Origin of the sequence: Streptomyces albus subsp. chlorinus (genome assembly GCF_013302895.1) — a bacterium.
GTDB lineage: Bacteria > Actinomycetota > Actinomycetes > Streptomycetales > Streptomycetaceae > Streptomyces > Streptomyces chlorinus.
Map to the genome: position 1 here is coordinate 6,436,797 of NZ_VJOK01000001.1, position 25,069 is coordinate 6,461,865.

Genomic DNA, 25,069 nt, shown 5'->3' on the forward strand with positions numbered 1-25,069 from the left:
CGGGAAGGGCGCGAGCCGGGACTGGTGGCCGCCTTCCGCCGTGGCGACGGCGGCGCCCGCGCGCACGCGACCCGTTCCCCGCACCCCGGTACGACCACTCCACCGCACCGAGGAGAAGAACGTGACCATGGTGAGTGAAGCCCTCGCGCAGCAGCACCGTACGGAGGAGGAGACCGCTCTCTCCGTGCTGCTGGCGGGCCTGGTGCGACGGGTACCGCACGCGGCCGGTGCGGTGCTGTTCTCCGCGGACGGCCTGGTGAAGGCCGCGTACGGGCTGGATCCGGACACCGCCGACCCGCTGGCCGCGCTCGCCTCGGGGCTCTACTCGCTGGCCCGCGGCTTCGGGACGCGGATGGCCGGCGGCGACGGGGTGCGGCAGGTGGTGGTGGAGCTGGACCGCTCGCTGCTGTGTGTCGCGCGGGCGGACCCGGACATGTGCCTGGCGGCGCTGGCCCGGCGTGAGGCGGACGCCGCCGTGCTGGCCCATGAGATGGGGGTGCTCGCCGAGCGGGTTCGGCCCCTCCCGCCGGCTCCGGCATGGCCCTCCGGGGCCCGGTGAGGAGCGCGGGGCACCTGGTGCGGCCGTACACGGCCAGCAATGGGCGCACCAGGCCCGGTGGCGTGCTGGAGCCGACCAGTCTCGCGCTGGCCACCGGCGACCGGCCGCAGCGCTATGTCGGGCCCGAGCACGCGCGGCTCCTCCGGTTGTGTGCCGGGACGCCGGTCGCGGTGGCCGAACTCGCGGCCCGCGTACGGCTGCCCGTCGTCGTCACCAAGGTCCTGCTCGCGGACCTGGCCGAGTGGGGGGCCGTCACGGTGCGGGCCCCGACGGCGGCCGGGTGCCGGACCGGTGGCGGGGCCGGGGCCCCGGCCGGTGCCGGGTCCGGTTCGGGTGACGCCGAACGGGAGCTGCTGGAGGCCGTGTTGGCGGGGTTGCGCAAGCGGCTCTGAGGAGGGCCGTCCGTCCCACCGTTCGGCGGAGGCCGCCGGCCCGGACGGCCCCGGAACCCGGATGGCCCCGGGAACCCGTACCGGCTCGTGCCGTGGGAGGCGGTGGTGTCGGGGGCGGTCACCGGCAGCGGCGAGGCATCGGCGGCGACGGCTCGTGGGGCGCGCGCCGCCGCCCGAGCGCCGCCTCCTTCACGCGGACCGCGCCTCCCGCTACGGTTGCCGCCTGCGCGCGGTGTGACGGGCCGCGCCCCGGGTGACGGGCGAGCCGGAAGGGGCTTCACGTGGCGGAGCGGCGGGACGACTTCACGACCGTGGCGGACGGGACACCGGTGGCCACCTACACCTGGCTGCCCGAGGGCGATGTGCGCGCCCTGGTGCAGCTCGCGCACGGCGCCGCCGAACACGCCCAGCGCTACGACCGGTTCGCCCGCCGCCTGACCGCGAACGGCTACGCCGTCGTCGCCTCCGACCACCGGGGCCACGGGGGGACGGCGGCCCACACGGGCGGGTACGGGGCCGTGGGCGACGAGGGCTGGCGTGCCACGGTCGACGATCTGAAGGAGATCGGGGACCGGGCGCGCGCCCGCATGCCCTCGGACGCCCCCTTCTTCCTGCTCGGGCACAGCATGGGCTCCCAGCTGGCCCGTGACTACGCGCAGGAGTACGGCGCCGGGCTGTCCGGGCTGGTGCTCTCGGGCACCTTCCGCTCGCTGCCCGGCTGCGAGGTGGAGAGCGCCCTGAAGCGGCTGGAGCGGGAGATCACCGAGAGGGGCAGGAACGCGCCCTCCGGCTTCACCGGTGAGCTGTTCGCCTCGTTCAACGACCCTTTCCCGCACCGCACCGGCTACGAGTGGCTCTCCCGGGACGAGGGCGAGGTGGACGCCTACGCCGCCGACGAGCGCTGCGGCTTCTCCTTCAGCGCCGGGCTGTCCTGGGACTGGGTGCTGGCCAACCGCAAGATCAACGACCCGGAGCAGTTCGCCCGCATCCCCCGCGAGCTGCCCGTCCACATCGCCGTCGGGGAACTGGACCCGTGCAACCAGCGGATGACGCTCGTCAACGAGCTGCTGGAGGACTTCCGCTACCTGGGCACGCGCGATCTGAGCTGGCGCGCCTACGAGGGCGCGCGGCACGAGATCCTCAACGAGACGAACCGGGACGAGGTCGAGGCGGACCTGGTGGAGTGGTTCGAGAGCCACCTCGACCTGGGGCCGTGACCGGGCAGGCGGCCGTCCGCCCCGCCCGCCCCGCGCGTCAGCCCGTCCTGGCCCAGTCCTTGGCGAACTCGCCGGGTGAGGAGGGGGCCGCGTAGTACCAGCCCTGCGCCGTGTCGCAGCCCAGCGCACGCAGCTGGTCGGCCTGGCTCTCCGTCTCCACGCCCTCCACGGTCACTGCCAGGCCGAGCGCGTGCGCCAGCGAGACGATGCCCTCGACGAAGGTGACGTCCACCGGATCGGCCGGGTGGCGTTGCAGCCCCTGGGTGAAGGAGCGGTCGAGCTTGAGGGTGGTGGCGGGCAGCCTGCGCAGGTTGGCGAGGTTGGAGTAGCCGGTCCCGAAGTCGTCCAGGGCGATGTCCACGCCCAGTTCGGCCAGCTGCCACAGCGGCTTCAGCTCGTCCTCGTCCGCGCTGATCAGTGCGGACTCGGTGACCTCCAGGCACAGCGACGAGGGCGCCACACCGGCGGACTCCAGCACCGCGACGGTGTCCGGCACCAGGTCGGGGTGGTGCAGCTGCCGGGGGGAGAGGTTCACGTTGACGCGCAGCGGCCGGCCGCCCGCCCAGGTGCACGCCTGGGCGACGGCCTGCTCCAGCACCCACCGGCCCAACGGCACGATCAGCCCGGTGTGTTCGGCCAGCGGGATGAACCGGTCAGGGCCCAGCCGCCCGTGCACCGGGTGCTTCCACCGCACCAGGGCCTCCGCGCCGTCCACCTGTCCGTCGCTCATCCGGATCAGCGGCTGGTACTCCAGGAAGAACTCGTCGCGCTCCAGCGCGCCGGGCAGATGGTTGGTGAGGATGTGACGGTCGATGGCGCGGGCCTCGGAGTCCGGGTCGGCCAGTTCGAACCGGTTGCCGCCCGCGTCCTTGGCCCGGTACATGGTGATGTCGGCGCTGCGCAGCACCTCGGCGGGCTCCAGTCGGCCGGGGGAGCCCTCCACGATGCCGATGCTGGCGCGGACGGACAGCTCCCGCCCGTCCACCGAGACCGGCGTCGCCAGCGCCGCCAGCAGGGACCGCGCCAGGCAGGTGATCTCCTCGGTGTCCTCCGGGTCCGACATCAGGACCACGAACTCGTCACCGCCGATCCGCGCCACCAGGTGCGCGGGCGCGGTGGTGCACGACTGGAGCCGTTCGGCGACCGCGACGAGCAACTGGTCGCCGACCGCGTGCCCCAGGCTGTCGTTGACGGTCTTGAAGCCGTCGATGTCCAGGTAGCAGAGCCCGAAGCGGCGCACACCGCCTTGCGGGGAGAGGATGCGGTCCAGGCGTTCGGCGAACAGCGTCCGGTTGGGCAGCCCGGTCAGCTCGTCATGGGTGGCCTCGTAGCGCAGCCGCAGGTGCAGCAGGCGGCGTTCGGTGATGTCCTCCATCAGGGCCAGCTGGTAGCGGGGTTCGCCCTCGGCGTCGCGCAGCAGCGAGACGGTCAGGTTCGTCCACAGCACCGTGCCGTCGGGCCGCTGGTAGGGCTTCTCCACGCGGAAGTGGTCGCGCCGTCCGGCGGCCAGCTCGCGGTGCAGCCGCCACACCTCGGGGGCGTCGTCCGGATGCACCCAGTCGTTGATGTTGCGGCGGCGCATCTCCTCCTCGGAGCGCCCGAACATCCTGGCCAGCGCCCCGTTGGCGTCCCGGAGCCGGCCGTTCATGTCGGCGATGCCGATGCCGAGGGTGGCGTCCTCGAAGACGGCGCGGAAGCGGGTCTCCGAGGCGTGCAGGGCCTCCTCGACGGCTGTCTGCGCGGCCAGTGCGGCCCGGGAGAGCGCCTCCTGCTCGGCCAGGGTGCGTTCGCGTACGGCGAGGGAGAACCCGGCGGCGATGGCGTGCTGGAGCCGGGCGCAGCGGGAGCGGGCCTCGTCCACGCCGAGCGCGCCGGGGGTGCCCGGGGCGGGTGCCGAGGTGCCGGCGTAGAGGACGAGATAGGACTCGACGACACCGAGGATGTGCGGCAGGGCGTCCGGGCTGGTGCAGTGGGCCTCGTTCACCAGCACCTCGCCGACCTCACGGCCGGGTGCGGGGCTGAAGGGCTGGGCGTGCAGGGCCTCGCCCAGCCGGGTGGCCAATGGGTGGAGCAGGTCCTCCAGTTCGGCCCGCGTCAGCGAGGTCGGGGTCGCCGGGTAGACGGCGCGGCTCCAGATCCTCGCGAAGCGGCGGAGTCCGTCCTCGCCGCCGTCGCCGCCCTCCTCGGGCTCCTCGCGCCGGCCCTGGGAGGTCACGCGGCGCGCCCCGGTTTGCGGCCCACTCCCGCGTACCCGCTGAAGACGGCGGCGTCCTCGTATTCCGGTGGGCTGTCGGGGCGCCAGCAGGGCACCGGGACCAGACCGGGCTCGACCATCTCGAACTCCTCGAAGAACCGCTGGATCTCGTTGTCGGTCCGGAACACCAGGGGGGCGCTCGCCGTGCTGTAGACCTGCCGCAGGCCGGCTCCGCCGTCGTGCCGAGGCCCGGTCTCCGTGGAGGCGTGGGTGAGCACCAGCAGACTGCCCGGGGCCAGCCGCCGGGCCAGTTCGGCCAGGCACTTGGCGGGCTCGTCGCGGTCCTCGAGGAAGTGCAGCAGCGCGACGAGCATGAGCGCGACGGGCCGGTCCAGGTCCAGCAGTTCCTCGACCTCGGGGCTGTCGAGGATGTCCTGCGGGGAGCGGAAGTCCGCCGAGACGATGCCGACCCTCTTGTCGCCCTCCAGCACCGCGCGGCTGTGCGCGACCGCCACCGGGTCGTGGTCGACGTAGACGACGTGCGCGCCGCGGTCCAGGGCGTGCGCCACCTCGTGGACGTTGCCGAAGGTGGGGATGCCCGAGCCGATGTCGAGGAACTGGGTGACGCCCTCCCCGACCGCGAAGCGGATTGCCCGGCGCATGAACGCCCGGTTCGCCTGCATGATCTTCGGCAGCCCCGGCCAGGCCCGCATCGCCCGCCGTGCCGCCTCCCTGTCCACCTCGAAGTTGTGGGAACCGCCGAGGTAGTAGTCGTACATCCGCGACACGCTCGGTACCGCCAGATCGATGCCATGGGGGGCCCAGGCAGGACGTTCCATCGAGGGGTCTCCAGCTCGCTCTTCCACCGGCGCGTTCCGGCCGGGCACATGAGGCTACTGACCCTTCGGTGGCGCGTGGAAGGAAACAGCGTTACTGGGGCTGGATCTTGCCCGCGTGGCGAGGACCCGGCCGGGAGGTATCGGGGCATAGGTCACCGGCTCGCGCCATGATTTAATCGTGCTTATTGCGAGCGATGTGCAAGAGCGTGTGATCTTTAACAAGGAGTGTGCCACAGATGACTGCCCGGACGGTACGGACAGCCACCGCCGCGGCGGCCGCCGCCGTCGTCCTCGCCTCGGCGGCGGCGTGTTCCGCCCCCGGTGACGGGGACGGCTCGGGCAGCGGCACGGACGTGCTCACGGTCGGCGTCGCGCAGGAACCGGAGACCCTCAGCCCGCTGCTGGGCTACGGCAAGGAGGGCAACTCCAAGATATTCGACGGCCTGCTGACCCACGACGCGCGGATGCGGCTGAGGCCCGCGCTCGCCACCCGCCTCCCGAAGGTGAGCAAGGACGGCCGGACCTACACCTTCGACCTGCGCAAGGGCATCACCTTCAGCGACGGCAAGCCGTTCACCTCGAGGGACGTCGTCTACACCTACGAGACGATCCTCGACAAGAAGACCAACAACCCCTCCAAGGGCGAGCTGGACGCGCTCGACAGCGTCCGCGCCGAGGGCAGGCACAAGGTCGTCTTCCACCTCAAGTACCCCTACGCCGCGTTCGCCGAGCGCACCGTGCTTCCCATCGCGTCCCAGGCCGTGGCCTCCAGGACCGACGTCAACACCGGCTCGTACAACACCAGGCCCGTCGGCACCGGCCCCTACATCCTCACCAGCTGGCGCAAGGGCGAGAAGCTCAGCTTCAAGGCCAACCCGCACTACTGGGGCGGCAGGCCGAAGATCAAGCGGTTCACCGTCGCCGTCATCGAGGACGACGATGTGCGCGCCACCCGGCTGCGCTCCGGCGACCTCGACGGCGCCATCCTGCCGCCGAACCTCGCCAAGGCGTACGAGAAGGACCCCGGCAAGCGCACCTTCAGCGCCAAGACCGCCGACTACCGCGCCGTCACCCTCCCCACGGACAACCCCGTCACCGGCGACAAGGCCGTCCGTCGCGCCCTCGACCTGGCCGTGGACCGCAAGGCCATGGTCAAGTCCGTCCTCAACGGCGCGGGCAAGCCCGCCTACGGGCCGCTGCCCACCGACAGCCCCTGGTTCGCCAAGGGCACCGAGCGGCCCCACGACCTGAAGCGCGCCCGGAAGATCCTGGACGCGGCGGGCTGGAAACCGGGCAAGGACGGCATCCGGAAGAAGGACGGCGAGCGCGCCGCCTTCACCCTCTGGTACTTCTCCGGCGACAAGCTCCGCCAGGACCACGCCCTGGCCTACGCCTCCGACGCGAAGAAGGCCGGCATCGACGTCAAGGTCCAGGCCGGCAGCCGCGAGGTCGTCCGGCCCAAGCTCAAGCACGACGCGATGCTGATGGGCAACGGCTTCCCCGCCGACCCCGACTTCGACCTCTACCCGACGCTGCACTCCTCGCAGATCGGCGACGGCTGGAACAACCTCGGCTACTACCACGACAAGACGGTCGACGAGCAGCTCGACACCGCCCGCCGCAGCCGCGACCCCAAGGTCCGCGAGGCCGCCTACGACAAGGCCCAGCGCGCCCTGGCGAAGAACCCGGGCTACACCTTCCTCACCCACATCGACCACGTCTACGTGATCGACGACAAGTGGCGGGGCCTGACCACCCAGATCGAGCCGCACGACCACGGCATCGGCGCCGGCCCCTGGTGGAACGTCCAGGACTGGCAGCCGAAGAAGTGAGGGGGCCGCTCTTGCGCTGCGCGGCGGGCCCCGTGGGGCGGTGCCCCGCATGAAGCGCACTGTCATACGGGCCGTGGGCCGGCTGGTGGGGCGGCGGCTGCTGGCCGCCGTACCGGTGCTGGCGGCCGTCACGTTCGGCGTCTTCGCGGTGGCCGCCGCCTCCCCGTTCGACCCCGTCCAGCAGTACGCCGGCTCGGCGGGCCTCAGCGCCTCGCAGGAGACGCTGGACCAGCTGCGGCGGAACCTGAACGTGGACGGGCCGTTCTGGGAGCGCTGGTGGGACTGGCTCACCGGCGCGCTGACCGGTGATCTGGGCGACTCCACCTCGCTGCGGCAGCCCGTGGCGCAGGTCATCGGCGAGCGGCTCGGCTGGTCGGTGCTGCTGTGCGCGGTCGGCTTCGCCTTCGCGGTCCTCGTCGGCACGGTCCTCGGGGTGGCCGCCGCGCGCCGCAGGGGCGGCCTGCTCGACCGGACCGTCACCTCGCTCTCCTACACCCTGGAGGCCGCGCCCCCGTTCTGGCTCGGGCTGCTCGGCATCTGGCTCTTCGCCGTCCAGCTCGGTGTCCTTCCGGCGGGCGGGCTCACCGACAGCGGCAGCGATGTCGTCACCGCGGGCGCGCTGCTGCGCCACCTCGCGCTGCCCGCGCTGGTGCTGGGCGTCTCCCAGGTGCCCTGGTTCCTGCTCTACGTGCGGCAGGGCGTGGGCGACGCTTTGGAGGAGGACGCGGTGCGCGGGGCGCGCTCCCGCGGCCTGGCCGAGCGCACCGTGCTGGTCGGGCACGCGCTGCGCTCCGGGCTGCTGCCCGTGCTCACGCTGGTCGGTTCGCGCGTGCCCGAACTCATCACCGGCGCGCTGCTGGTGGAGACCGTCTTCAGCTGGCCGGGCATCGCCTCGGCCACCGTGGAGGCCGCCACCGCCACCGACTTCCCGCTGCTGGCGGCCCTCACCACCCTGGCCACGGTGGCGGTCCTCCTCGGCAACCTGCTCTCCGACCTGCTGTACGGGCTGGCCGATCCGCGTGTGGCCCTGGAGGAGATGTGAGTTCCCAGGCACTGTCACCGCGACTCGGCCGCGCGCTGCGGGTGCGCGCGAGTGCCGGTGTGGTCGTCGCCGTGCTGGTGGCGGTCGTGCTGGTGCCGCTGCTCTTCCCGCTGGACGAGCAGGCCGTGGACATGGCCCACAAGCTCCAGGCGCCCTCCCCCGCCCACCCGTTCGGCACCGACGACGTGGGCCGGGACGTGCTGCTGCGCTGCGTCTACGGGCTGCGGGTCTCCCTGCTCGTCGGCGTCGTCGCGGCGCTGACCGCCACCGTGATCGGCACCGCCGTCGGCGCCGCGGCCGGGGCGGCGGGCGGCAGGACGGACCGGATGGTGATGCGCGTCGTGGACGTCTTCTCCTCCGTACCGCATCTGCTGCTGGGCATCTTCATCGTCGCCATGTTCCGTCCCGGTGTGTGGCCCGTCGTCGTGTCCGTCGGACTCACCCACTGGCTGTCCACCGCGCGGATCGTACGGGCCGAGGTGCTCTCCCTGCGCTCCCGCGACTTCGTCGACGCCGCCGTCTCCGGCGGCGCCTCCCGCTGGCGGGTCGGCGTCCGGCACCTGCTGCCCGGCGTGCTGCCCCAGGCGGGGCTCGCCGCCGTGCTGATGGTGCCGCACGCCATCTGGCACGAGTCGGCGCTCTCCTTCCTGGGCCTGGGCCTGCCCACCCACCGCGCCAGCCTCGGCAACATGATCCAGGGCGCGCGGGGCACGCTGCTGGCCGGCGACTGGTGGCCCACGCTCTTCCCGGGCCTGTTCCTGATCATCCCCACCCTCGCCATCGCGGGCCTGGCCGGCGTATGGCGGGAGAGGATCAACCCCCGCCGCCGATCGGAGCTGATGCTGTGAGCCAGGCACCCCAGAAGGACGGCGGATCCCCCGGCGGGCGGCCCCTGCTGTCGGTACGCGAGTTGTCCGTACGCTTCCGGATGAGCGGCGGACGGGAGATCGCCGCCGTCAGCGACGTCTCGTTCGACCTGGCGCCCGGCGAGTGCCTGGCGCTGGTCGGGGAGAGCGGCTGCGGCAAGTCGGTGCTGGCCTCCGCGCTGCTGGGGCTGCTGCCCCGCAACGCGTACGTCAGCGGGAGGGCACTGCTGTCCGGGCCCGGCGCGCGGGACGCGCTCGATCTGCTCGCCGCCGACGAGGCCACCCTCGCCCGCACCGTGCGCGGGCGGCGCGTCGGCCTCGTCCCGCAGAGCCCCGCCGCCCATCTGACCCCCGTCCGCACGGTGCGCTCCCAACTGGCCGAGACCGTGCGGGAACTCACCGGGAGGAAGAGGGGCGAGCTGGCCGAGGCGACCCTCGCCGCAGCCGGGCGTGCCGCCTTCCCCGCCGACCACCTGGACCGCTACCCGCACCAGCTCTCCGGAGGGCTCGCCCAGCGGGCCGCCACCGCGCTCGCCCTCGTCGGGGACGCCCCGCTGCTGCTGGCCGACGAGCCGACCACCGGCCTCGACCGCGACCTGGTGGAGCGCACGGTGGACGAGCTGCGCGCGCACACCGAGGACGGGTGCGGACTGCTGATCATCACCCACGACCTGGCCGCGGCCGAGCGCATCGCGGACCGGGTGGCGGTGATGTACGCGGGCCGCGTGGCCGAACTCACCGCGGCGGCGGACTTCTTCGGCTCGCCCGGCCCCCGCCACCCGTACGCGCGCGGTCTGCTGGACGCGCTCCCCGAGCGGGCGTTCGCCCCCATCCCCGGCATGCCGCCCGAGCTGGGCGACCTGCCCGAGGGCTGCGCCTTCGCCCCGCGCTGCGCCCGCGCGAGCGACGCCTGCGCCACCGTGCCCGCGCTGACCGGCGGCGTGGCCTGCCACCACCCGGTGACGGCCACGGACACCGCGCAGGAGTCCGGCCACGACATCGCCACGGCGCCCGACACCGACGGCACGCCCGGCGCAGCGGGCCCCTACGGCACCGCCGGCGGCGATGACGCCGACGGGACGCGACAGCCGGAAGGGAGCAGGGCGTGACACGGCCGACGCCGCCCGCGCTGGAACTGCGGGAGATCACCGCCGGGTACGACCGCGCGGCACCGGTGCTGCGCGGCGTGTCCCTGACCGTCGGGGAGGGGGAGGCCGTCGGGCTGCTGGGGCCCAGCGGCTGCGGGAAGTCCACCCTGGCGAAGGTCGCCGCCCTGCTGCACCGCCCCTTCGCGGGCACCGTGCACCTCGGCGGGGCACCGGCCCGGGGCTTCCGGCACCGGGCGCCGCGCGCCCAGCGCACCGCTGTCGGCGTCGTCTTCCAGCAGCCCCGCCTCGCCGCCGACCCCCGGCTGACCCTCGCCTCGCTGATCGCCGAACCGCTGCGCGCCACCGGGCGCCGGGCCGAGGCGGCCGGCCGCACCGAGGAGCTGGCCCGGTCCGTCGGGCTAGGCGGCGACCTCCTCGCCCGCCGGCCCCACGAGGTGAGCGACGGCCAGTTGCAGCGCGCCTGCCTCGCCCGCGCGCTGGCCCTGCGGCCCCGGGTGCTGGTCTGCGACGAGATGACCGCCATGCTGGACGCCTCCACCACGGCGGCCCTCGTCGCCGTGGTGGAGGACTACCGGGAGCGTTCCGGCGCCGCGCTGCTGGCCGTCGGCCACGACCGCACGCTGCTGGAGCGCTGGTGCGACCGCACGGTGGAGATGGCGGCCGGTGCGGAGGCGGGCACCGCCCTCAGATCCGCACGCCGCGCTCCCGCAGATACGTCAGCGGGTTGATGTCGCTCCCGTAGCCGGGGCCCGTACGGATCTCGAAGTGGAGGTGCGGGCCCGTGGCGTTGCCCGTCGCGCCCGAGCGCCCGATCCGCTGCCCCGTCCCCACCGACTGGCCGGAGCGCACGGAGATCGCCGAGAGGTGGCCGTACTGGCTGTACCTGCCGTCGCGGTGGCGGATCACCACCTGGTACCCGTAGGCGTCGCCCCAGCCGGCCGCGACGACCGTGCCGTCGGCCACCGCCCGCACGGTGGTGCCGGTGGAGACCGGGAAGTCCACCCCCGTGTGGTGGCCGGACGACCAGCTGCTGCCCGCCGCCCGGTAGGGGGTGCTCGGGCCGACGCCCGCCACGGGGGCGGTGGCACCGGAGGCGGGCCGGTGCCGCGGTGCCTGCTGCCGGGCCTCCTGCTTCCGGGGCGCCTGCCGTTGCGGTGTCTTCTGCCGAGGCGCCTCCTTCCGCGGGGTCTCCTTCCGCGGGGTCTCGTTCCGCGCTGCCTCCTTCTGTGCGGCCTTCCGTCGCTGGTCCTGCTGCTGGGGGGCCTTCTGCCGGGGTGCCGGGGACGCGGTCCGGCCGTCCCGGGCGGGCTCGCGCGCGGTCTTCCGCGAGGGGCCCGTCGTCCGCAGACGCTGGCCGGGCAGGATGAGATCGGGGTCGTCGCCGACGGTGGGGCGGTTCCAGTCGTAGAGGCGGCGCCAACCGCCCTCCACGCTCTGGGCGTCGGCGATGGCGGACAGCGTGTCACCGCTGACGACCTCGTAGGTCGTCTGCTTCTTGAGCCGCTCCGCCCTGGCGCGGTCCGCCTTCACCCGGGCCCGCTCGGCCGCGGCCTCGTCCGCCTGCTTCTTTCCGGGCTCCGCCCGGTCCCCGCGCGGAGCCCGGCCCGTACGGGAGGCCGCGGCGGCGGGCTCGGCCGCCCCGCGCGAGAGCCCCGCGCGGGGCCCGCAGTGGGGCCAGGCTCCCGGTCCCTGACCGGCCAGCACCTTCTGCGCGACCGCGATCTGGGCGCTCCTGGAGGCGAGGTCGGCCCGCGGGGCGTAGGCACGGCCGCCGTAGGCGTCCCAGGTGCTCTGGGTGAACTGGAGGCCGCCGAAGTGGCCGTTGCCGGTGTTGACGTCCCACTTGCCGCTGCTCTCGCACGCGGCCACTTTCTCCCACACGTCCTGGGGCGCGGAGTGCGCGACCTGGGCCGCGGCGAGGGGCAGGGCGAGGCCCGCGCCGCCGGCGGTCATCCGTAAGGAGACGCGTGCGGCGGAGCGTGGCTGGGGTCGGCGGTGGCGCCCACGTGCGGACATGACCGGTTCCTCCGGTGGTCGGCGGCCCACGGGCGAGCGGGGCCGGTGGTGTCGGGGATGCGCGGGTCAGGGGTGCGGGGACGAAGGGTGCGGCGGACGCGGGGGCGATGCGTGCGGTGGCGCGGCCGGCGGGCTGTGGGGCCCGGCGGGGGTCACAGGTCCAGGCCCCGTTCGCGGGCGAGGCGGTGTGCGGCCTGGTCGGCGACGGACTCGGTCAGGTACACCTCGCACACCAGCCGGCCGCTGCCCGTCATGTTGTGCTCCAGCTCGTACAGGCTCACCTCGCTGCCGTCGGCGAGCAGGAAGGCGTGCTCGTAGACCGCGCACCACACCTGCCAGTCCTCGGGGTGCACCCGTGGTTTGGGGACATGCGTGATGTGGTGGCCCAGCGCGGAGGAGAGCAGCCGCAGCGTCTCCTGGCCCGGCCGGTCGGGGTTCTCGGCGCGGCGCAGCAGCCGTCGGGCGTGCTCGGGCGAGTCGCTCTCCGGGTACTCCCGGCGGGCGTACGCCGTCCCGCCCGTGCCGGCCAGGAAGTCGAAGGAGGCGACCGGGCCGCGGACGGTGCCCTCCGGCTCCTGGGTCCCGCCCATCCGCCGGTGCACGCGGCGTTCGGAGCGGCGCAGCGCCTCGGCGTTGTCGTACACCTCGTGCAGTTCGCCGGTGCCGTCCGGGGTGTCGTAGCACAGCTCCCACAGCAGCAGGCTGCTGCCGTCGGCGAGCAGGAAAACATGGCGGAAACTGCTGCATCGCAGCGCGGGCGCCGGGGTATTGCGGTGCCGCCAGCCGTACAGTTCGACCTGGAACATCACCGCGCTGCGTAGTCGCTCCAGCGTCTCGTCCGGTACGTCGAACGGGTTCTGGGCACGCGCCAGCAGTTCCTCGAGATGGTGAGCAGGAGTCAGGTGAGCTTTGTCGCCCATCGCGGACCCTCCCGGCGTGCTGCTGACAACCGACCGTCCCCGCGCGCACACACCGTAGCGCTCCGAGTGCGGTGAGCGGGAGGAGTTGGCGGAATTCCGCTGACGGAAACCTTCCGAGGAAGCGTTTTTTCAGCCGAAACCCCCTCACCCTTCGGTGGTGCGGCGGGGATGAAACCCGTGCCAGCGGGAATCACCGGTCTGCGGGGGCACCGTCTTCTCCGGTTCCCGCGCGACGGCCACCGGCCGGGGCGGCGGGAGCCCGGCGGCATGGTCCTGTGCCGTGACCACCACGCCCGGCGAGGCCGCCCCGCGCGGCGCGACCGCGGCTGAAGGGAGTGCTGCGGTGACCACACTGCCCGTCGGATACGAGTCCTACTGGATGCTCTCCGCGGCCGGAACGCCGTGTCCGCCCCTGCCGCCCGACAGCCGCCTGGAAGTGGACGTCGCCGTCGTGGGCGGCGGCATCGCCGGTCTGTCGGTGGCGTGGGAACTGTCCCGCGCCGGGCGGAGCGTGGCCGTGCTGGAATCCGACCGGCTCGCCGCCGGCGTCACCGGCCACACCGCGGCCAAGCTGTCGGCGCTGCACGGGCTGTCCTACAGCTGGCTGCGCGCCGACCGGGGCGAGGAGGCGGCCCGGCACTACGCCCTCTCCCAGCAGGGCGCCGTCGACCACCTGGCCGCCGTCTGCGCCCGGTTGGGCGTCGACTGCGAACTGGAGCGGGTGCCAGCCTACACCTACGTGGAGTCGGCTGAGCACGAGGACGAGGTCCGCGAGGAGGCCGCGGCGGCGGCCGAGGCCGGGCTCGCCGCCTCGTTCGTCACCGGGACGGGCCTGCCGTTCCCGGTGCGCGCCGCCGTCCGCGTCGAGGACCAGGCACAGTTCCACCCCCGCAAGTACCTGCTGGCGCTGGCCGACGACATCCGGCGGCACGGCGGGCTGCTGCACGAGCGCACCCGCGTCGTCGCGCTGGACGAGGGCGAACCGTGCGTGGTGACCGCCGAGAACGGGGGAGAGGTCGCCGCCCGCGACGTGGTGGTGGCCACCCACTACCCGGTCTTCGACAGGGCGCTGATGTTCTCCCGCCTCCAGCCGCGCCGGGAACTGGTCATCTCCGCGCTGCTGCCCGCCGAGGAGGACCCGAGGGGCGCCTATCTGTCCCCGGAGCGCGGCACCCGCTCGGTGCGCACGGCGCCCTACCCGTTCGGGGAGGGGCAGCGGCTGCTGATCGTCACCGGTGAGACGTTCACCCCGGGCACCCCCGGCATCGGCGCCGTCGCGGCACGCTACGAGCGGCTCGCGGCCTGGACGTACGAGCGCTTCCCCCGGGCACGCCTCGCCCACCGCTGGGCCACCCAGGACAACGAGACGGCCGACCGCGTGCCCTACATCGGCCGCTTCCACGCCGCCGCCCAGCACACCTATGTCGCCACCGGGTTCGGCGGCTGGGGGATGAGTTCGGGGGTGCTGGCCGGGCAGCTGCTCGCCGCGCACCTCACCGGCGAACCGCTGCCGCCCTGGGCGCGGCTCTACGACCCGGTCAGGATTCGTCCCCGCGAGGGGGCGAAGGCGCTGCGGCTCCAGTCGGCCGTGGCCCGCCGCTTCGTCGGCGACCGGCTGCGTCCCAGTTACGTGGACTCGGTGGACGAGATCCCTCCGGGCACGGGCGCCATCGTGCGGGTGCGGGGCCGGCGCTGCGCGGTGCACCGCACCCCGGAGGGCGAGGTGCGTGCCGTCTCGCCGCGCTGTACGCACCTGGGCTGCCTGGTGCGGTTCAACGACGCGGAGGCGGCGTGGGAGTGCCCCTGCCACGGTTCCCGCTTCGGCACCGACGGCTCGGTGATACAGGGCCCGGCGACCCGGCCGCTGGAGCAGCGGGACCTGGGGGAGGACTGAGCCGCCGGTTCACAGCCAGTCGGGTTCGGTCTCCAAAACGAGCGTGTCCAGGGATGCGAGCAGGTCGAACTGCGGGCCTGTGCGGGGGAGTTCGAAGCGGAAGAAGTACCGCGCCGCCTGCCGCTTGCCGCGCAGGAACGCCTCCCCCTCGCCGCCGTCGCCACCGGGCGCCCCCTCCCGCCCAGCGGCCAGGAACTGGCCCAGCCAGATCCACGCGACCACCACATGGCCGACGGCCTCCAGGTAGACGGAGGAGTTGGCCAGCGCCACCGCCGGGTCGCCGCCCGCCCACAGCCGCGCCGTCACGGCGGTGACCCGCTCCCAGGCCGCGCGCAGTGCCGCGGCCAGGCGCGCCGCCTCCCCGCCGGCGGCCTCCGCGCGCCGCAGCGTCTCCTCGACGGCCTCTCCCAGCGCCCGCAGCCCCGCGCCCCCGTCCCGGACCACCTTGCGGCCCAGCAGGTCGAGCCCCTGGATGCCGTGCGTGCCCTCGTGGATGGGGTTGAGGCGGTTGTCGCGGTAGTGCTGCTCGACGTCGTACTCGCGGGTGTAGCCGTAGCCGCCGTGCACCTGGATGGCCAGGCTGTTGGCCTCCAGGCACCACTGGGACGGCCAGCTCTTGGCGATCGGCGTCAGCACGTCCAGCAGCAGCCCGGCGTGTGCGCGCTCCTCCGCGGTGTCCGCCGAGTGCTGCTCGTCCACCAGGCGCGCGCAGTACAGCAGCAGCCCCAGCGCACCCTCCACATAGGACTTCTGGGCCAGCAGCATCCTGCGGACGTCGGCGTGCTCGGCGATGGGCACCTGCGGGGCGGCGGCGTCCTTGCCCGTGGCGGCCACCGGCCTGCCCTGCGGGCGCTCGCGGGCGTAGGCGAGGGACTTGAGGTAGCCGGTGTAGCCGAGCGCCATCGCGCCCGCGCCGACGCCGATGCGGGCGCCGTTCATCATGTGGAACATATACGCCAGCCCCCGGTGCTCCTCGCCCACCAGGTGGCCCACGGCACCGGCCTGACCGCCGGGCCGGTGGCGGACGCCCTCGCCGAAGTTGAGCAGCGTGTTGGTGGTGCCCCGGTAGCCCATCTTGTGGTTGAGCCCTGCGGGCACCACGTCGTTGCGCTCTCCGAGGGTGCCGTCCGGCGCGACCAGGTACTTGGGGACGATGAAGAGGGAGAGGCCCTTGACCCCGGGCGGGCCGCCGGGGACGCGGGCGAGGACGAGGTGCACGATGTTCTCGGCCAGCTCGTGGTCGCCGCCGGAGATCCACATCTTGGTGCCGAACAGCCGGTAGGTGCCGTCAGCGCGCGGCTCGGCCCGGGTCGCCACGTCCGCCAGTGAGGAGCCCGCCTGCGGCTCGGACAGGCACATGGTGCCGAAGAACCGGCCGTCCAGCATCGGGCGTACGAAGGTGTCGATCTGTTCCGGGGAGCCGTGGGCGCACAGCAGCCGCGCGTTGCCGAGGGTGAGGAACGGGTACGCGGCCGTGCCCACGTTGGCCGCCTGGAAGAAGGCGAAGCAGGCGGTGGTGACGGTGTGCGGCAGGCCCATGCCGCCGAACTCCTCGTCCATGGCCGCCGCGAGCAGTCCCGAGCCGGCGAACACGCTCAGCGCCTCGGCCACTTCCTCGTGGGTGTGCACCTGCTCGCCGTCGAAGCGGGGCTCCTCCTGGTCGTTGCGCTTGTTGTGGGGCGCGAAGTGCCGTGCGGCGATGCGTTCGCTCAGGTCGAGGGCGTCGTCGAAGGTCTCCCGGGAATGCTCGGCGAAACGGGCGCGCCGGGTCAGCGCCGCGACGTCCAGCCAGTCGTAGAGCTGGAAGGCGAGGTCGCGGCGGGACAGGAGCGGTGCGGGTGTGGCCATGGCGGTCTTCCGATCCCCGGGGGCGGCGAGCAGCGGCGCTCGGCAGTGGCTAAGCGCTTGCTTATGCTCGGCTCCGGGGCCCGTCCCTGTCAACGGCCCTGCCGGGGGCCGGGGACGGCGTCAGGGCTTGCGGGCCACCCCGGCGTGCAGCGTCAGTGTGCCCTCCGGGAGCCGCTCGGTGGTGGCGTCGGGCCGCCACAGATGGGCCTGGGTCAGACCGGGTTCGAGGAGCTCCAGCCCCGCGAAGAACCGCGCCACCTGCTCCCGGGTCCGGGGCACCAGCGCGGTGCCGCCGCGCCGGTAGATCTCGACGGCCTCGCCCACCCGGTGGGAGATGTCCGCGTCGGGCAGGTCGGCGACGCCATGGGTCAGGCACAGGAAACTGCCGGGCGCGAGGGGCTCCAGCAGGGTGCGGAGGATCTCGTGGGGGTCCTGCTCGTCGGGTACGAAGTGGAGGAGGGCGTTGACCGAGAGGGCCACCGGCCGGCTCAGGTCGAGGGTCTCGCGCAGGTCCGCCGAGGCCAGGATCGTCCCCGGCCGCGTGACGTCCGCGTGCAGGTAGGCGGTACGGCCCTGCGGTGTGCTGTGCAGCAGGGCGTGCGCGTACTGCAGCACGATCGGGTCGTTGTCGGTGTAGACCACCCGGGCTTCCGGCGCCACCGACTGGGCGATCTGGTGGAGGTTGGGCTCGGTGGGGATGCCCGTGCCGACGTCCAGGAACTGCCGCACCCCGTGTTCGGCGGCCAGGGTGCGGGTGACCCGCCCCATGAAGTGCCGGTTGGCGCGGGCCGCGGTGACGATCTCGGGCAGCTGGGCGATCACGGCTTCGGCCGCCTCGACGTCCGCCTCGTAGTGGGTCTTGCCACCGAGGTAGTAGTCGTACATCCGCGCCGCGTGCGGCTGGGTCGTGCCGATCGGTGGCGCGCTGTGCTGGTCGGACACGCGGTTCCCCCTGTGTGTCGTCGTCCGGTCCCGGTGCGGTCGCCTCCGGTCCGGTGTGGTCGTCGTCCGGTCCGTGGTGCGTCGTCCCCTGGCCGGGCCGGTCAGGGCTTGCGGGCGATCCCCGCCAGCATGCTGGGCTGTCCCTCCTCCAGCTCGGTGACCTGACCGGGTTCCGGGCGCCAGTGGTGGGCCATGACGAGGCCGGGGTCGACCAGTTCGAGTCCGTCGAAGAAGCGCGCGATCCCGGTGCGTTCCCGCAGCCTGAGCGTCGTCCCGCCCTTCGCGTAGATCTCCTCGACCTTCCGGCCCAGCTCGGCCAGCTCCGGATCGTCGACTTCCGCCGTGGCGTGCGAGAGGCACAGGTAACTGCCGGACGGCAGGCGGTCCATCAGCCCGGCGAGAATCTCGTAGGGGCCCCAGTCGTCGGGCACGAAGTGGAAGAGCGCGTTGACCGAGAGGGCCACCGGCCGGCTCAGGTCGAGGGTGGAGCGCAGCTCGCCCGAGTCCAGGATCGTTTCGGGCTTGGCGGCGTCCGCCTGGAGGTAGGCGGTACGGCCCTGCGGCGTGCTGTGCAGGAGCGCCTGCGCGTACTGCAGCACGATGGGGTCGTTGTCGGTGTAGACGACGCGTGTCTCGGGCGCCACCGACTGCGCCACCTGGTGGAGGTTGGGCTCGGTGGGGATGCCGCTGCCGATGTCCAGGAACTGCCGGACGCCGGCCTGCCCCACCAGCCACCGGGTGGCCCGGATCATGAAGTCGCGGTTGGCCCGCGCCATGGCACCCGCGAACGGAACGGTGGCCAGCACCGCCTCGGCCGCCTGGACGTCCGCCTCGTAGTGGGTCTTGCCACCGAGGTAGTAGTCGTACATCCGTGCCGAGTGCGGCTTAGTGGTGTCTATCCCGGGGATCTGCCCCTCCGCTGTCATGCGGCCTCTCCGTTCTCCGGTGCCCGGTGGGCGGGGTGGGTCAGTCGGAGGCCAGCAGGAAGTCGGCCACGCCCTGCTTGGCGCCCCTGAGGAAGGTCTCGAACTCGTGGGTGGTGTAGATCAGCGCCGGGCCCTCCGGATCGGTGGACTGGCGCAGGGCGACACGGCCGTCGCCGAGCTTCATCGCCTCCACGCAGCTGCCGCCGTTGGGACCGCTCCAGGGCTTCTGCCAGCCCTCGGTGCCGAGGTTCTTCGCAGGCATACCGTTGTATATGTGGGGGCGGGTGTGGCCTGTATGACCCATGGTTCTAAAACTCCTTGCGGATCTCACCGAGGAGGGCCTCGGTGTGTGGTACTGGCGCGGCCTGCGCGCCCATGCGGTCCAGCACCTCCAGATAGGCGGCGGTGTCCGGACGCTGGTCCAGGTACGCGGCGCCCGTCAGGCTCTCCGTGTAGACGATGTCCGGAAGCTCCGGGATGTCGAAGCGGAACAGCTGGAAGGGACCGAACATCCCCGGGTGCGCACCCGAGGTGAACGGAATGACCTGGATCGTGATGTTCTGCCGTCTGGACATCTCGATGAGGTGGTCGAGCTGCTCGCGCATCACCGCGGGGGACCCCACGTGACGCCGTAGCACCTGCTCGTCGAGCACGGCCCAGAGCACCGGCGCGTCGGGACCGTCCAGCAGCCGCTGGCGGCCCATCCGCAGCTGGACCCGCCGGTCCAGCTCGTCCTCGTCGGCGGCCGGGAAACCGGTGCGCAGCAGCGCCCGCGCGTAGGCCTCCGTCTGGAGGAGCCCGGGAACGCAGTGCGGCTCGTACGCCCTGATGAGGCTGGCCTCACCCTCCAGGCTGACGTAGAGGCTGAACCAGGTCGGCAGCACGTCGCGGAAGCTGTGCCACCAGCCCGGCCGGTTCGCCTCGTCCACCAGGGAGAGGAACGAGCTGATCTCCTCGTCGGAGAGGCCGTAGACGCGCAGCAGCTTCTCCACGTACGGCGGTTTGAGGCCGACCTCCGCCTTCTCCATACGACGCACCGTGGTCGTGTTGACGCTGAGTGCGTGCGCGGCGTCGGCGAAGGAGCAGCCCGCGCGCTCCCTCAGATCGCGCAGCCGCAGCCCGAGCACTATCTGCCCCACGGTTGGCGCGGAACGGGCCTCGGCCACTACTGCCTCCTCGACTGCCTCCCCTAGCGGACCCTGACGCGTCAGCAGTGTGCCATGGCTGCCGTGCAGCAGCCATACTGCCCATTCGATTCTGCGAATTGCAGAACTCCTCTTGCCATCTGTGAAAGTTGCTGCGCATAGTGAGGAGCGTGACCCAGCTCATGAGGCTGCGGCACGGGAGCCGCGCAGCATCGACCGCGCCGTCGGAGGGCCAGCCAGCGGGAGCCCTGCGGCGCGGACGCATCTGCGCCGGTGCGCCCGTGCCCCGTGCGGAGTACCTGCCGGCAGCCGTCCCCTCTCCCCACAGGTAGACGGAAGGCGATTCGCCCGTGGCCTCCTCGTACCCCCCTGCACAGTTCGCCCCCCCGTCCTCGGCCGCCGTCCTCGACGAAGCGCGGCAGGAGGGGTTCGAGCTCCCCGCGCACGCCTCCTCCGTCGCCCGCGCCCGGGCCCGGCTGAGGGCCCACCTGCACCACTGGGGCCTGCCCGAGGATCTCGGTCACACGGCGCAACTGGTGATCTCGGAATTCGTCACCAACGCCGTCCTGCACACCGACACCACCCGCATAGGGTGCTGGATCCACCTGGACAGCACCCGCCTGCGCATCGAGGTCACCGACGAGGGCACGCAGTCCTGCGCCCCCCAGCCGCGGAGCGCGACGGCGGACGAGGTGAACGGGCGCGGCCTCCAGCTCGTCGGCGCCCTCGCGGAGCGGTGGGGCGTCTCCGCGCGGGGCGCCCGGTGCGGGCGCGTCGTGTGGGCGGAGCTGGGGACGGCCTAGCGGGTCCCGGCCGCGCCGGCTGATCCCGGACCGGCGGATCCCGGACCGACCCGGCCTCCGGTGCGGACGCGTGCCCGCCGGAGTGCCGTGGAGGGGCGCCGCGAGTGCCCTGGAACCTCCTGGTATGTACGGTGCGGCACGCCGATTCCCTTACCCAAGACGCCGGTTGACGTGGTCCAGACCGGTCGTGGCGTGTCATGCTTCCCCGACGGCAGGCGCACGCGTCGGCACGGTGCGCGGATGCACGGGGAGCGTGTAGGGCACCAATGCGGGAAGAACCAGCCGCGGACCGCGACTTCGGAGTGGACGTCACCGTCCCCAGCGTGTCCCGGATGTATGACCACTATCTGGGCGGCAAGGACAACTACGCCGTGGACCGGGAGGCGGTCGCGGCACTCGACGAGAAGGTGCCGGGCACCCGGGCGCTCGCCCTGGACAACCGCAGCTTCCTCCGCCGCGTCGTCCGCGTCCTGGCCGAGGAGTACGGGGTGCGCCAGTTCCTCGATCACGGCTCAGGGCTGCCCACGCAGGACAACGTCCACCAGGTCGCCCAGCGGGTCGATCCCGGGGCCCGGGTCGTCTACATCGACAACGACCCCATCGTCCTCGCCCACGGCCGCGCCCTGCTGGAGGAGGACCGGCGCACCGCGGTGATACGGGCCGACATGCGGGACACCGACGCCATATTCGACAGCCCCGAAGTGGACCGCCTCATCGACCCGTCCCGGCCCGTCGCGCTGCTCTTCGTCTCCGTGATGCACTGCATCCCGGACGCCGCCGACCCGGCGGCCCTGGTGCGCCGCGCCCTGGAGAGGGTGCCCTCCGGCAGCTTCGTCGTGCTGAACCAGCTGGTGAGCCACGAGGCGGAGGTGCGGGACTTCGTCACCGACTTCATGGACACCAGCACCAGGGGCCAGTGGGGCCGGGTGCGGGAACCCCACGAGGTCGCGGCCTACTTCGCGGGGCTCGTCCTGCTGGATCCGGGGCTGGTCGAGATCAACGACTGGCGGCCCGACTCGGAGCTGTGCGGCCGCCGGGAGCCGCAGGTGTGGTTCGAGTACGGAGGTGTGGCGCGCAAGCCCTGAGCGGCTCCGCCGTACCGGGGCCGGCGGCTCCTGGGCGGGCGTGCCCGGCCGTGGGCGCCAGGCGGGCGGCGTCAGTACTCGCTCAGCAGCTTCTCCAGGAACGCCGCCGTCTCGTTCGGGGGTTCGGCCATGGCGCACAGACGGTCCATGACCACCAGATAGCCCTCCACCTCGTCCCGCTTGTCCAGGTACAGGGAACTGGTGAGCTGTTCGAGGTAGACGATGTCGGGGAGATCCGGCTCCTGGAACCGCAGGATGGTGACGGGGCCGCCGGCCGCGGCGAGGCCGCCCATGCTGAACGGGGCGATCTGGAGCGTGATGTTGGGCCGCCGGGCCGCCTCGATCAGATACTCGATCTGGGCCCGCATCACCTCCCGCGACCCCAGCGGGCGGCGCAGCGCCGCCTCGTCCATCACCGCCCACAGGCGCGGGGCGTGCGGCTGCTCCAGGATCGCCTGACGCTCCATGCGCAGGGCGATCCGGCGCTCGCTGCGCTGCTTGTCGTCGCGCGGGTGGCCGAGCCGGATGACTTCGCACGCGTAGTCGCGGGTCTGCAGCAGCCCCGGCACGAACTGCACCTCGTACGTACGGATGACGGCGGCGGCCTCCTCCAGGCCGATGAGCCGATCGAACCACGGCGACAGCACATCGCTGTACTTCTGCCACCAGCCGGGACTGCCGGCCTGGCGGGCGAGGGCGAGATACTCCTCGCGCTCCTGCGGGTCCCACACCTCGTACAGGGTCAGCAGGTCGGCGACGTCCCGTTCCTTGCAGCCGACGCGGCCCAGCTCCAGGCGGCTGATCTTGGCGTGCGAGCCGCGGATCGCCTCCCCCGCGGCCTCCCGGGAGACGCCCCGCTCCTCGCGCAACCGGCGCAGCTGGGTGCCCAGGACGATCCGCAGGATCGTCGGACCACCCCGCGGGTGGTCCAGGATGCGTCCGGGCGACGCCTCGCGCCGCGGCTGTGCTGCCATCGCGCCCGCCTTGCTTCCCTGAGTGACTGTCCGGATGCTCAGTGTCCCACCCGCGCGGACCGGGCGTACAGCCATACCGGTTACGTGGCCGATTCGCGCCGGGGCGGCGCCGGGGCTCTCGGGGGAGATGGCCGGGAGAAGCGAACCGCCGCCGCACGTCCGTGTCGTGCGGCGGCGGCGCTCACCGTGTTGCGTGGTGGCTGAGGCCGGGCCGTGGTCTCGGCCCGGCCCACCGGTCAGCCCTGGGCCTCCAGCAGGTCGTCGAAGTCGCCGTCCTTGGCGCCCTGGACGAAGGCGGCGATCTCAGCGGGGGTGTACACCAGGGCCGGTCCCGACGGGAAGCGGGAGTTGCGGACGGCGACGCCCTGGCCGGGAAGGGCGGCCACCTCCACGCAGTTGCCGCTCGGGTTGCTGCGGCGGCTCTTGCGCCACACCGCGCCTTCGATCTTGGTGGCCTCGATGCCGTTCTCGATCTGCATGTACGTCTCTCCCTACGTCACTTGCGTTCCCCCGTGGGCGGTTGCGACATAGGAAGCGTCTCACAGCCGAGCGTGATTGCATCTGTACTTGCAGATGTACTTGCAGAAGTAAGTACGGACCCGCGACAATGCCCGTCGAACTTCCCCCGGAGTCCCCAGGGGACTCAACTCAGCTTCCGGACCACGGAGTTCACGGCCTTCCGTCCGTCTACAGGAGCCCCAGTGACCACACCAGGCGCCGACCCCCTCGCCACAGCGGACCCGGTGGACGACGGTTCCGACTGGGACAACCCCCTCACACGGCTGTTGCTGCTGCTGGAGATAGCCGACCGGCCCGACTGGCTCCGCGACCTCGCCGGACCCGCCCGCGCCGGGGCCGGAGCCGGGACCCCCTCACCCTCGCACGGCCTCGGGTAGCTGCCGCGCGTGCAGGATCTCCAGCCGTGAGACGGCCCGGGTGAGCGCCACATAGAGCCGCTGCGGCCCCCGCACCCCACTGCGCAGTATCTCGGCGGGCTCCACCAGCACCACGTGGTCGTACTCCAACCCCTTGGCCAGGTCGGCCCCCACCACCGTGACCCGCTCCGCGGCGTCGGCACTCTCCGGCGTACCGGCGGGCAGCCCCGCCCGCTCCAGCGCGGCCCGCAGCCCACCGACCCGGCCCGCCTCGGCGATCACCCCGACGGAGCCCTCCCGCTCCAGCGCCGCGCGCACACGCTCCGCCACCGCCTTCGGCAGCGCCTCCTCGGCCGGCACCCGGACCGTCTCCAACTCCCCGCCCGCGCGCAGCGAACGCGCCGCGGGGACGCGTACCTCCAGCGAGTCCAGCAGCCGGTTGGCGACCTCCACCAGCGCGGCCGGCAGCCGGAACCCGGTCGTCAGCGGCACCACCGGCGCTTCGGGCACGCCCAGGTGCGCCAGTTGCTCCGGCCAGTCGCGCGCCGCCCAGGGCGTGGTGCCCTGCGCCAGGTCGCCCAGCACGGTCAGCGAGCCGAACCGGCTCCGGCGCGCCAGCACACGGCACTGCATGGGGGAGAGGTCCTGCGCCTCGTCCACCACCATGTGCGCGAAGCTCTCCTCCGGGTGGTCGATGAGCCCGGCCGCCTCGTCCAGCAGCAGCAGGTCCGCCTCCGACCAGCGCGCCGAGCGCGGCGTGCGCGGCCGGCGCCCCTCCCACAGCAGGAGCCGCTGCTCCTCCTCGCTCAACAGCCCCTCGGCGGCCGCCGCCAGCGCCTTCGCGTCCCCCAGCAGCCCGGCGACGACCTCTTCGGGCCGCACCCGCGGCCACACGGCGTTGAGGAAGGCGGTCAGCTCCCGCTTCCGCCCCATCCTGCGCAGCCACTCGTTGCCGGGCGGTCCGGCGCGGCGCTCGGCCTGGTCGCGCAGCAGCGCCACGGTGCGCGCCCGCACCCGCTCCCGGCCGACCTCGTAGGGCGGCTCCTGCGCCAGCGTCTCGGCGACGACGGCACGCAGGTCCGCCGCGTCCAGCCGCCACCGGTAGGAGCCGTCCGGCACCGCCACCGCGTCCTCGGGGCCGCGCGGCACGCGCACCCGCGCGTAGAGGGCGCGGCGCAGCACCGCGGCCATGCGCGCGCTGTGCTTCAGCTCGGCCGCCTCCGCGCTGTCCTCGGCCGTCACCGGGTGGTCCGGCAGCAGGTCGCGCACGGTGCACTGGCGTACCCCCACCTCGCCCAGGGAGGGCAGGACGGCCGAGATGTAGTGCAGGAACGCCTGGTTGGGGCCGACGACCAGGAGGCCGCCGCGCTCGATCCGGCGGGGGTGGGTGTAGAGGAGATAGGCGGCGCGGTGCAGACCGACGGCGGTCTTGCCGGTGCCGGGGGCGCCCTGGACGCACAGCGAGCCGTCAGGGCCGGAGCGGACGAGGTCGTCCTGCTCGGGCTGGATGGTGGCCACGATGTCCCGCATCGGACCGACGCGCGGCCGCTCGATCTCACTGGCGACGATGTCGCTGGTCAGCGCGGAGGAG

At 73.2% G+C, this 25,069-nt stretch carries 24 protein-coding genes; 12 read left to right on the plus strand and 12 right to left on the minus strand.

What is annotated here, in order from left to right:
- Positions 1-127 precede the first annotated feature (127 nt).
- The 3 genes from FM076_RS27850 to FM076_RS27860 all read left to right on the plus strand — a co-directional run bounded on the left by FM076_RS27850 (position 128) and on the right by FM076_RS27860 (position 2,168).
- Positions 128-559: a roadblock/LC7 domain-containing protein gene (locus FM076_RS27850; protein WP_173875064.1), complete on the plus strand. Its 432-nt coding sequence runs from the start codon at positions 128-130 to the stop codon at positions 557-559.
- Positions 538-951: a DUF742 domain-containing protein gene (locus tag FM076_RS27855; protein ID WP_173873620.1), complete on the plus strand. Its 414-nt coding sequence runs from the start codon at positions 538-540 to the stop codon at positions 949-951. The genes FM076_RS27850 and FM076_RS27855 overlap by 22 nt, the downstream gene beginning before the upstream one ends.
- 281 nt (positions 952-1,232) lie before the next feature.
- Positions 1,233-2,168: an alpha/beta fold hydrolase gene (locus FM076_RS27860; protein ID WP_173873621.1), complete on the plus strand. Its 936-nt coding sequence runs from the start codon at positions 1,233-1,235 to the stop codon at positions 2,166-2,168.
- A 37-nt stretch (positions 2,169-2,205) separates the two neighbouring features.
- Here FM076_RS27860 and FM076_RS27865 read toward each other — a convergent pair whose 3' ends face one another.
- Both FM076_RS27865 and FM076_RS27870 read right to left on the minus strand, forming a co-directional pair.
- Positions 2,206-4,383: an EAL domain-containing protein gene (locus FM076_RS27865; protein ID WP_173873622.1), complete on the minus strand. Its 2,178-nt coding sequence runs from the start codon at positions 4,381-4,383 to the stop codon at positions 2,206-2,208.
- Positions 4,380-5,201, minus strand: coding sequence for an SAM-dependent methyltransferase (locus FM076_RS27870; RefSeq protein ID WP_173873623.1), 822 nt, complete (start codon positions 5,199-5,201; stop codon positions 4,380-4,382). The genes FM076_RS27865 and FM076_RS27870 overlap by 4 nt, the downstream gene beginning before the upstream one ends.
- A 236-nt stretch (positions 5,202-5,437) precedes the next feature.
- On the opposite strand from FM076_RS27870, the gene FM076_RS27875 reads away from it, so the two are divergent.
- From FM076_RS27875 to FM076_RS27895, 5 genes are all read left to right on the plus strand, one after another.
- Positions 5,438-7,033, plus strand: coding sequence for an ABC transporter substrate-binding protein (locus FM076_RS27875; protein WP_173873624.1), 1,596 nt, complete (start codon positions 5,438-5,440; stop codon positions 7,031-7,033).
- A gap of 49 nt (positions 7,034-7,082) precedes the next feature.
- A complete protein-coding gene (locus FM076_RS27880; RefSeq protein ID WP_173873625.1) occupies positions 7,083-8,075 on the plus strand; it encodes an ABC transporter permease in 993 nt (330 codons plus the stop codon).
- The gene (locus FM076_RS27885; RefSeq protein ID WP_345945273.1) at positions 8,072-8,923 is read left to right on the plus strand and encodes an ABC transporter permease; all 852 of its coding nucleotides are present in this window, start codon (positions 8,072-8,074) and stop codon (positions 8,921-8,923) included. The genes FM076_RS27880 and FM076_RS27885 overlap by 4 nt, the downstream gene beginning before the upstream one ends.
- 80 nt (positions 8,924-9,003) lie before the next feature.
- Complete coding sequence (locus FM076_RS27890) at positions 9,004-10,050, plus strand: ABC transporter ATP-binding protein (protein WP_243275125.1); 1,047 nt, start codon at positions 9,004-9,006, stop codon at positions 10,048-10,050.
- Positions 10,047-10,778, plus strand: a complete 732-nt coding sequence (locus FM076_RS27895) for an ATP-binding cassette domain-containing protein (protein ID WP_173873627.1) — start codon at positions 10,047-10,049, stop codon at positions 10,776-10,778. Before FM076_RS27890 ends, FM076_RS27895 begins: the two co-directional genes overlap by 4 nt.
- On the opposite strand, the gene FM076_RS27900 is transcribed toward FM076_RS27895, so the two are convergent.
- Both FM076_RS27900 and FM076_RS27905 read right to left on the minus strand, forming a co-directional pair.
- Positions 10,735-12,066, minus strand: a complete 1,332-nt coding sequence (locus FM076_RS27900) for a transglycosylase family protein (RefSeq protein ID WP_173873628.1) — start codon at positions 12,064-12,066, stop codon at positions 10,735-10,737. The two genes, FM076_RS27895 and FM076_RS27900, sit on opposite strands and share 44 nt — an antisense overlap.
- A 152-nt stretch (positions 12,067-12,218) precedes the next feature.
- Positions 12,219-12,986: a DUF6227 family protein gene (locus FM076_RS27905; protein WP_173873629.1), complete on the minus strand. Its 768-nt coding sequence runs from the start codon at positions 12,984-12,986 to the stop codon at positions 12,219-12,221.
- Between the two features lie 343 nt (positions 12,987-13,329).
- On the opposite strand from FM076_RS27905, the gene FM076_RS27910 reads away from it, so the two are divergent.
- Positions 13,330-14,880: an FAD-dependent oxidoreductase gene (locus FM076_RS27910; RefSeq protein ID WP_173873630.1), complete on the plus strand. Its 1,551-nt coding sequence runs from the start codon at positions 13,330-13,332 to the stop codon at positions 14,878-14,880.
- A 9-nt stretch (positions 14,881-14,889) separates the two neighbouring features.
- Here FM076_RS27910 and FM076_RS27915 read toward each other — a convergent pair whose 3' ends face one another.
- From FM076_RS27915 to FM076_RS27935, 5 genes are all read right to left on the minus strand, one after another.
- Entirely contained in the window at positions 14,890-16,728 is a 1,839-nt protein-coding gene (locus tag FM076_RS27915; protein WP_173873631.1) for an acyl-CoA dehydrogenase, read from the minus strand.
- 120 nt (positions 16,729-16,848) lie between these two features.
- The gene (locus tag FM076_RS27920; protein WP_173873632.1) at positions 16,849-17,670 is read right to left on the minus strand and encodes an SAM-dependent methyltransferase; all 822 of its coding nucleotides are present in this window, start codon (positions 17,668-17,670) and stop codon (positions 16,849-16,851) included.
- Between the two features lie 101 nt (positions 17,671-17,771).
- Positions 17,772-18,596, minus strand: coding sequence for an SAM-dependent methyltransferase (locus tag FM076_RS27925; protein WP_173873633.1), 825 nt, complete (start codon positions 18,594-18,596; stop codon positions 17,772-17,774).
- Positions 18,597-18,636: 40 nt separating this feature from the next.
- The gene (locus FM076_RS27930) at positions 18,637-18,900 is read right to left on the minus strand and encodes a DUF397 domain-containing protein (protein ID WP_173873634.1); all 264 of its coding nucleotides are present in this window, start codon (positions 18,898-18,900) and stop codon (positions 18,637-18,639) included.
- A gap of 4 nt (positions 18,901-18,904) precedes the next feature.
- Positions 18,905-19,762: a Scr1 family TA system antitoxin-like transcriptional regulator gene (locus FM076_RS27935; protein ID WP_173873635.1), complete on the minus strand. Its 858-nt coding sequence runs from the start codon at positions 19,760-19,762 to the stop codon at positions 18,905-18,907.
- A gap of 329 nt (positions 19,763-20,091) precedes the next feature.
- Between FM076_RS27935 and FM076_RS27940 the strand changes: the two genes are divergently transcribed.
- Together FM076_RS27940 and FM076_RS27945 are read left to right on the plus strand one after the other, a co-directional pair.
- Complete coding sequence (locus FM076_RS27940) at positions 20,092-20,544, plus strand: ATP-binding protein (RefSeq protein ID WP_173873636.1); 453 nt, start codon at positions 20,092-20,094, stop codon at positions 20,542-20,544.
- Positions 20,545-20,810: 266 nt separating this feature from the next.
- Positions 20,811-21,629, plus strand: coding sequence for an SAM-dependent methyltransferase (locus FM076_RS27945; protein WP_173873637.1), 819 nt, complete (start codon positions 20,811-20,813; stop codon positions 21,627-21,629).
- Positions 21,630-21,700: 71 nt separating this feature from the next.
- Here FM076_RS27945 and FM076_RS27950 read toward each other — a convergent pair whose 3' ends face one another.
- Positions 21,701-22,603: a helix-turn-helix domain-containing protein gene (locus FM076_RS27950; protein WP_173873638.1), complete on the minus strand. Its 903-nt coding sequence runs from the start codon at positions 22,601-22,603 to the stop codon at positions 21,701-21,703.
- A 236-nt stretch (positions 22,604-22,839) separates the two neighbouring features.
- A complete protein-coding gene (locus FM076_RS27955; RefSeq protein WP_173873639.1) occupies positions 22,840-23,082 on the minus strand; it encodes a DUF397 domain-containing protein in 243 nt (80 codons plus the stop codon).
- 222 nt (positions 23,083-23,304) lie between these two features.
- Here FM076_RS27955 and FM076_RS27960 point away from each other — a divergent pair, with 222 nt between their 5' ends.
- A complete protein-coding gene (locus FM076_RS27960; protein ID WP_173873640.1) occupies positions 23,305-23,499 on the plus strand; it encodes a hypothetical protein in 195 nt (64 codons plus the stop codon).
- On the opposite strand, the gene FM076_RS27965 is transcribed toward FM076_RS27960, so the two are convergent.
- A partial coding sequence (locus tag FM076_RS27965; protein WP_173873641.1) for a HelD family protein occupies positions 23,476-25,069 on the minus strand: 1,594 nt, incomplete at its 5' end. The two genes, FM076_RS27960 and FM076_RS27965, sit on opposite strands and share 24 nt — an antisense overlap.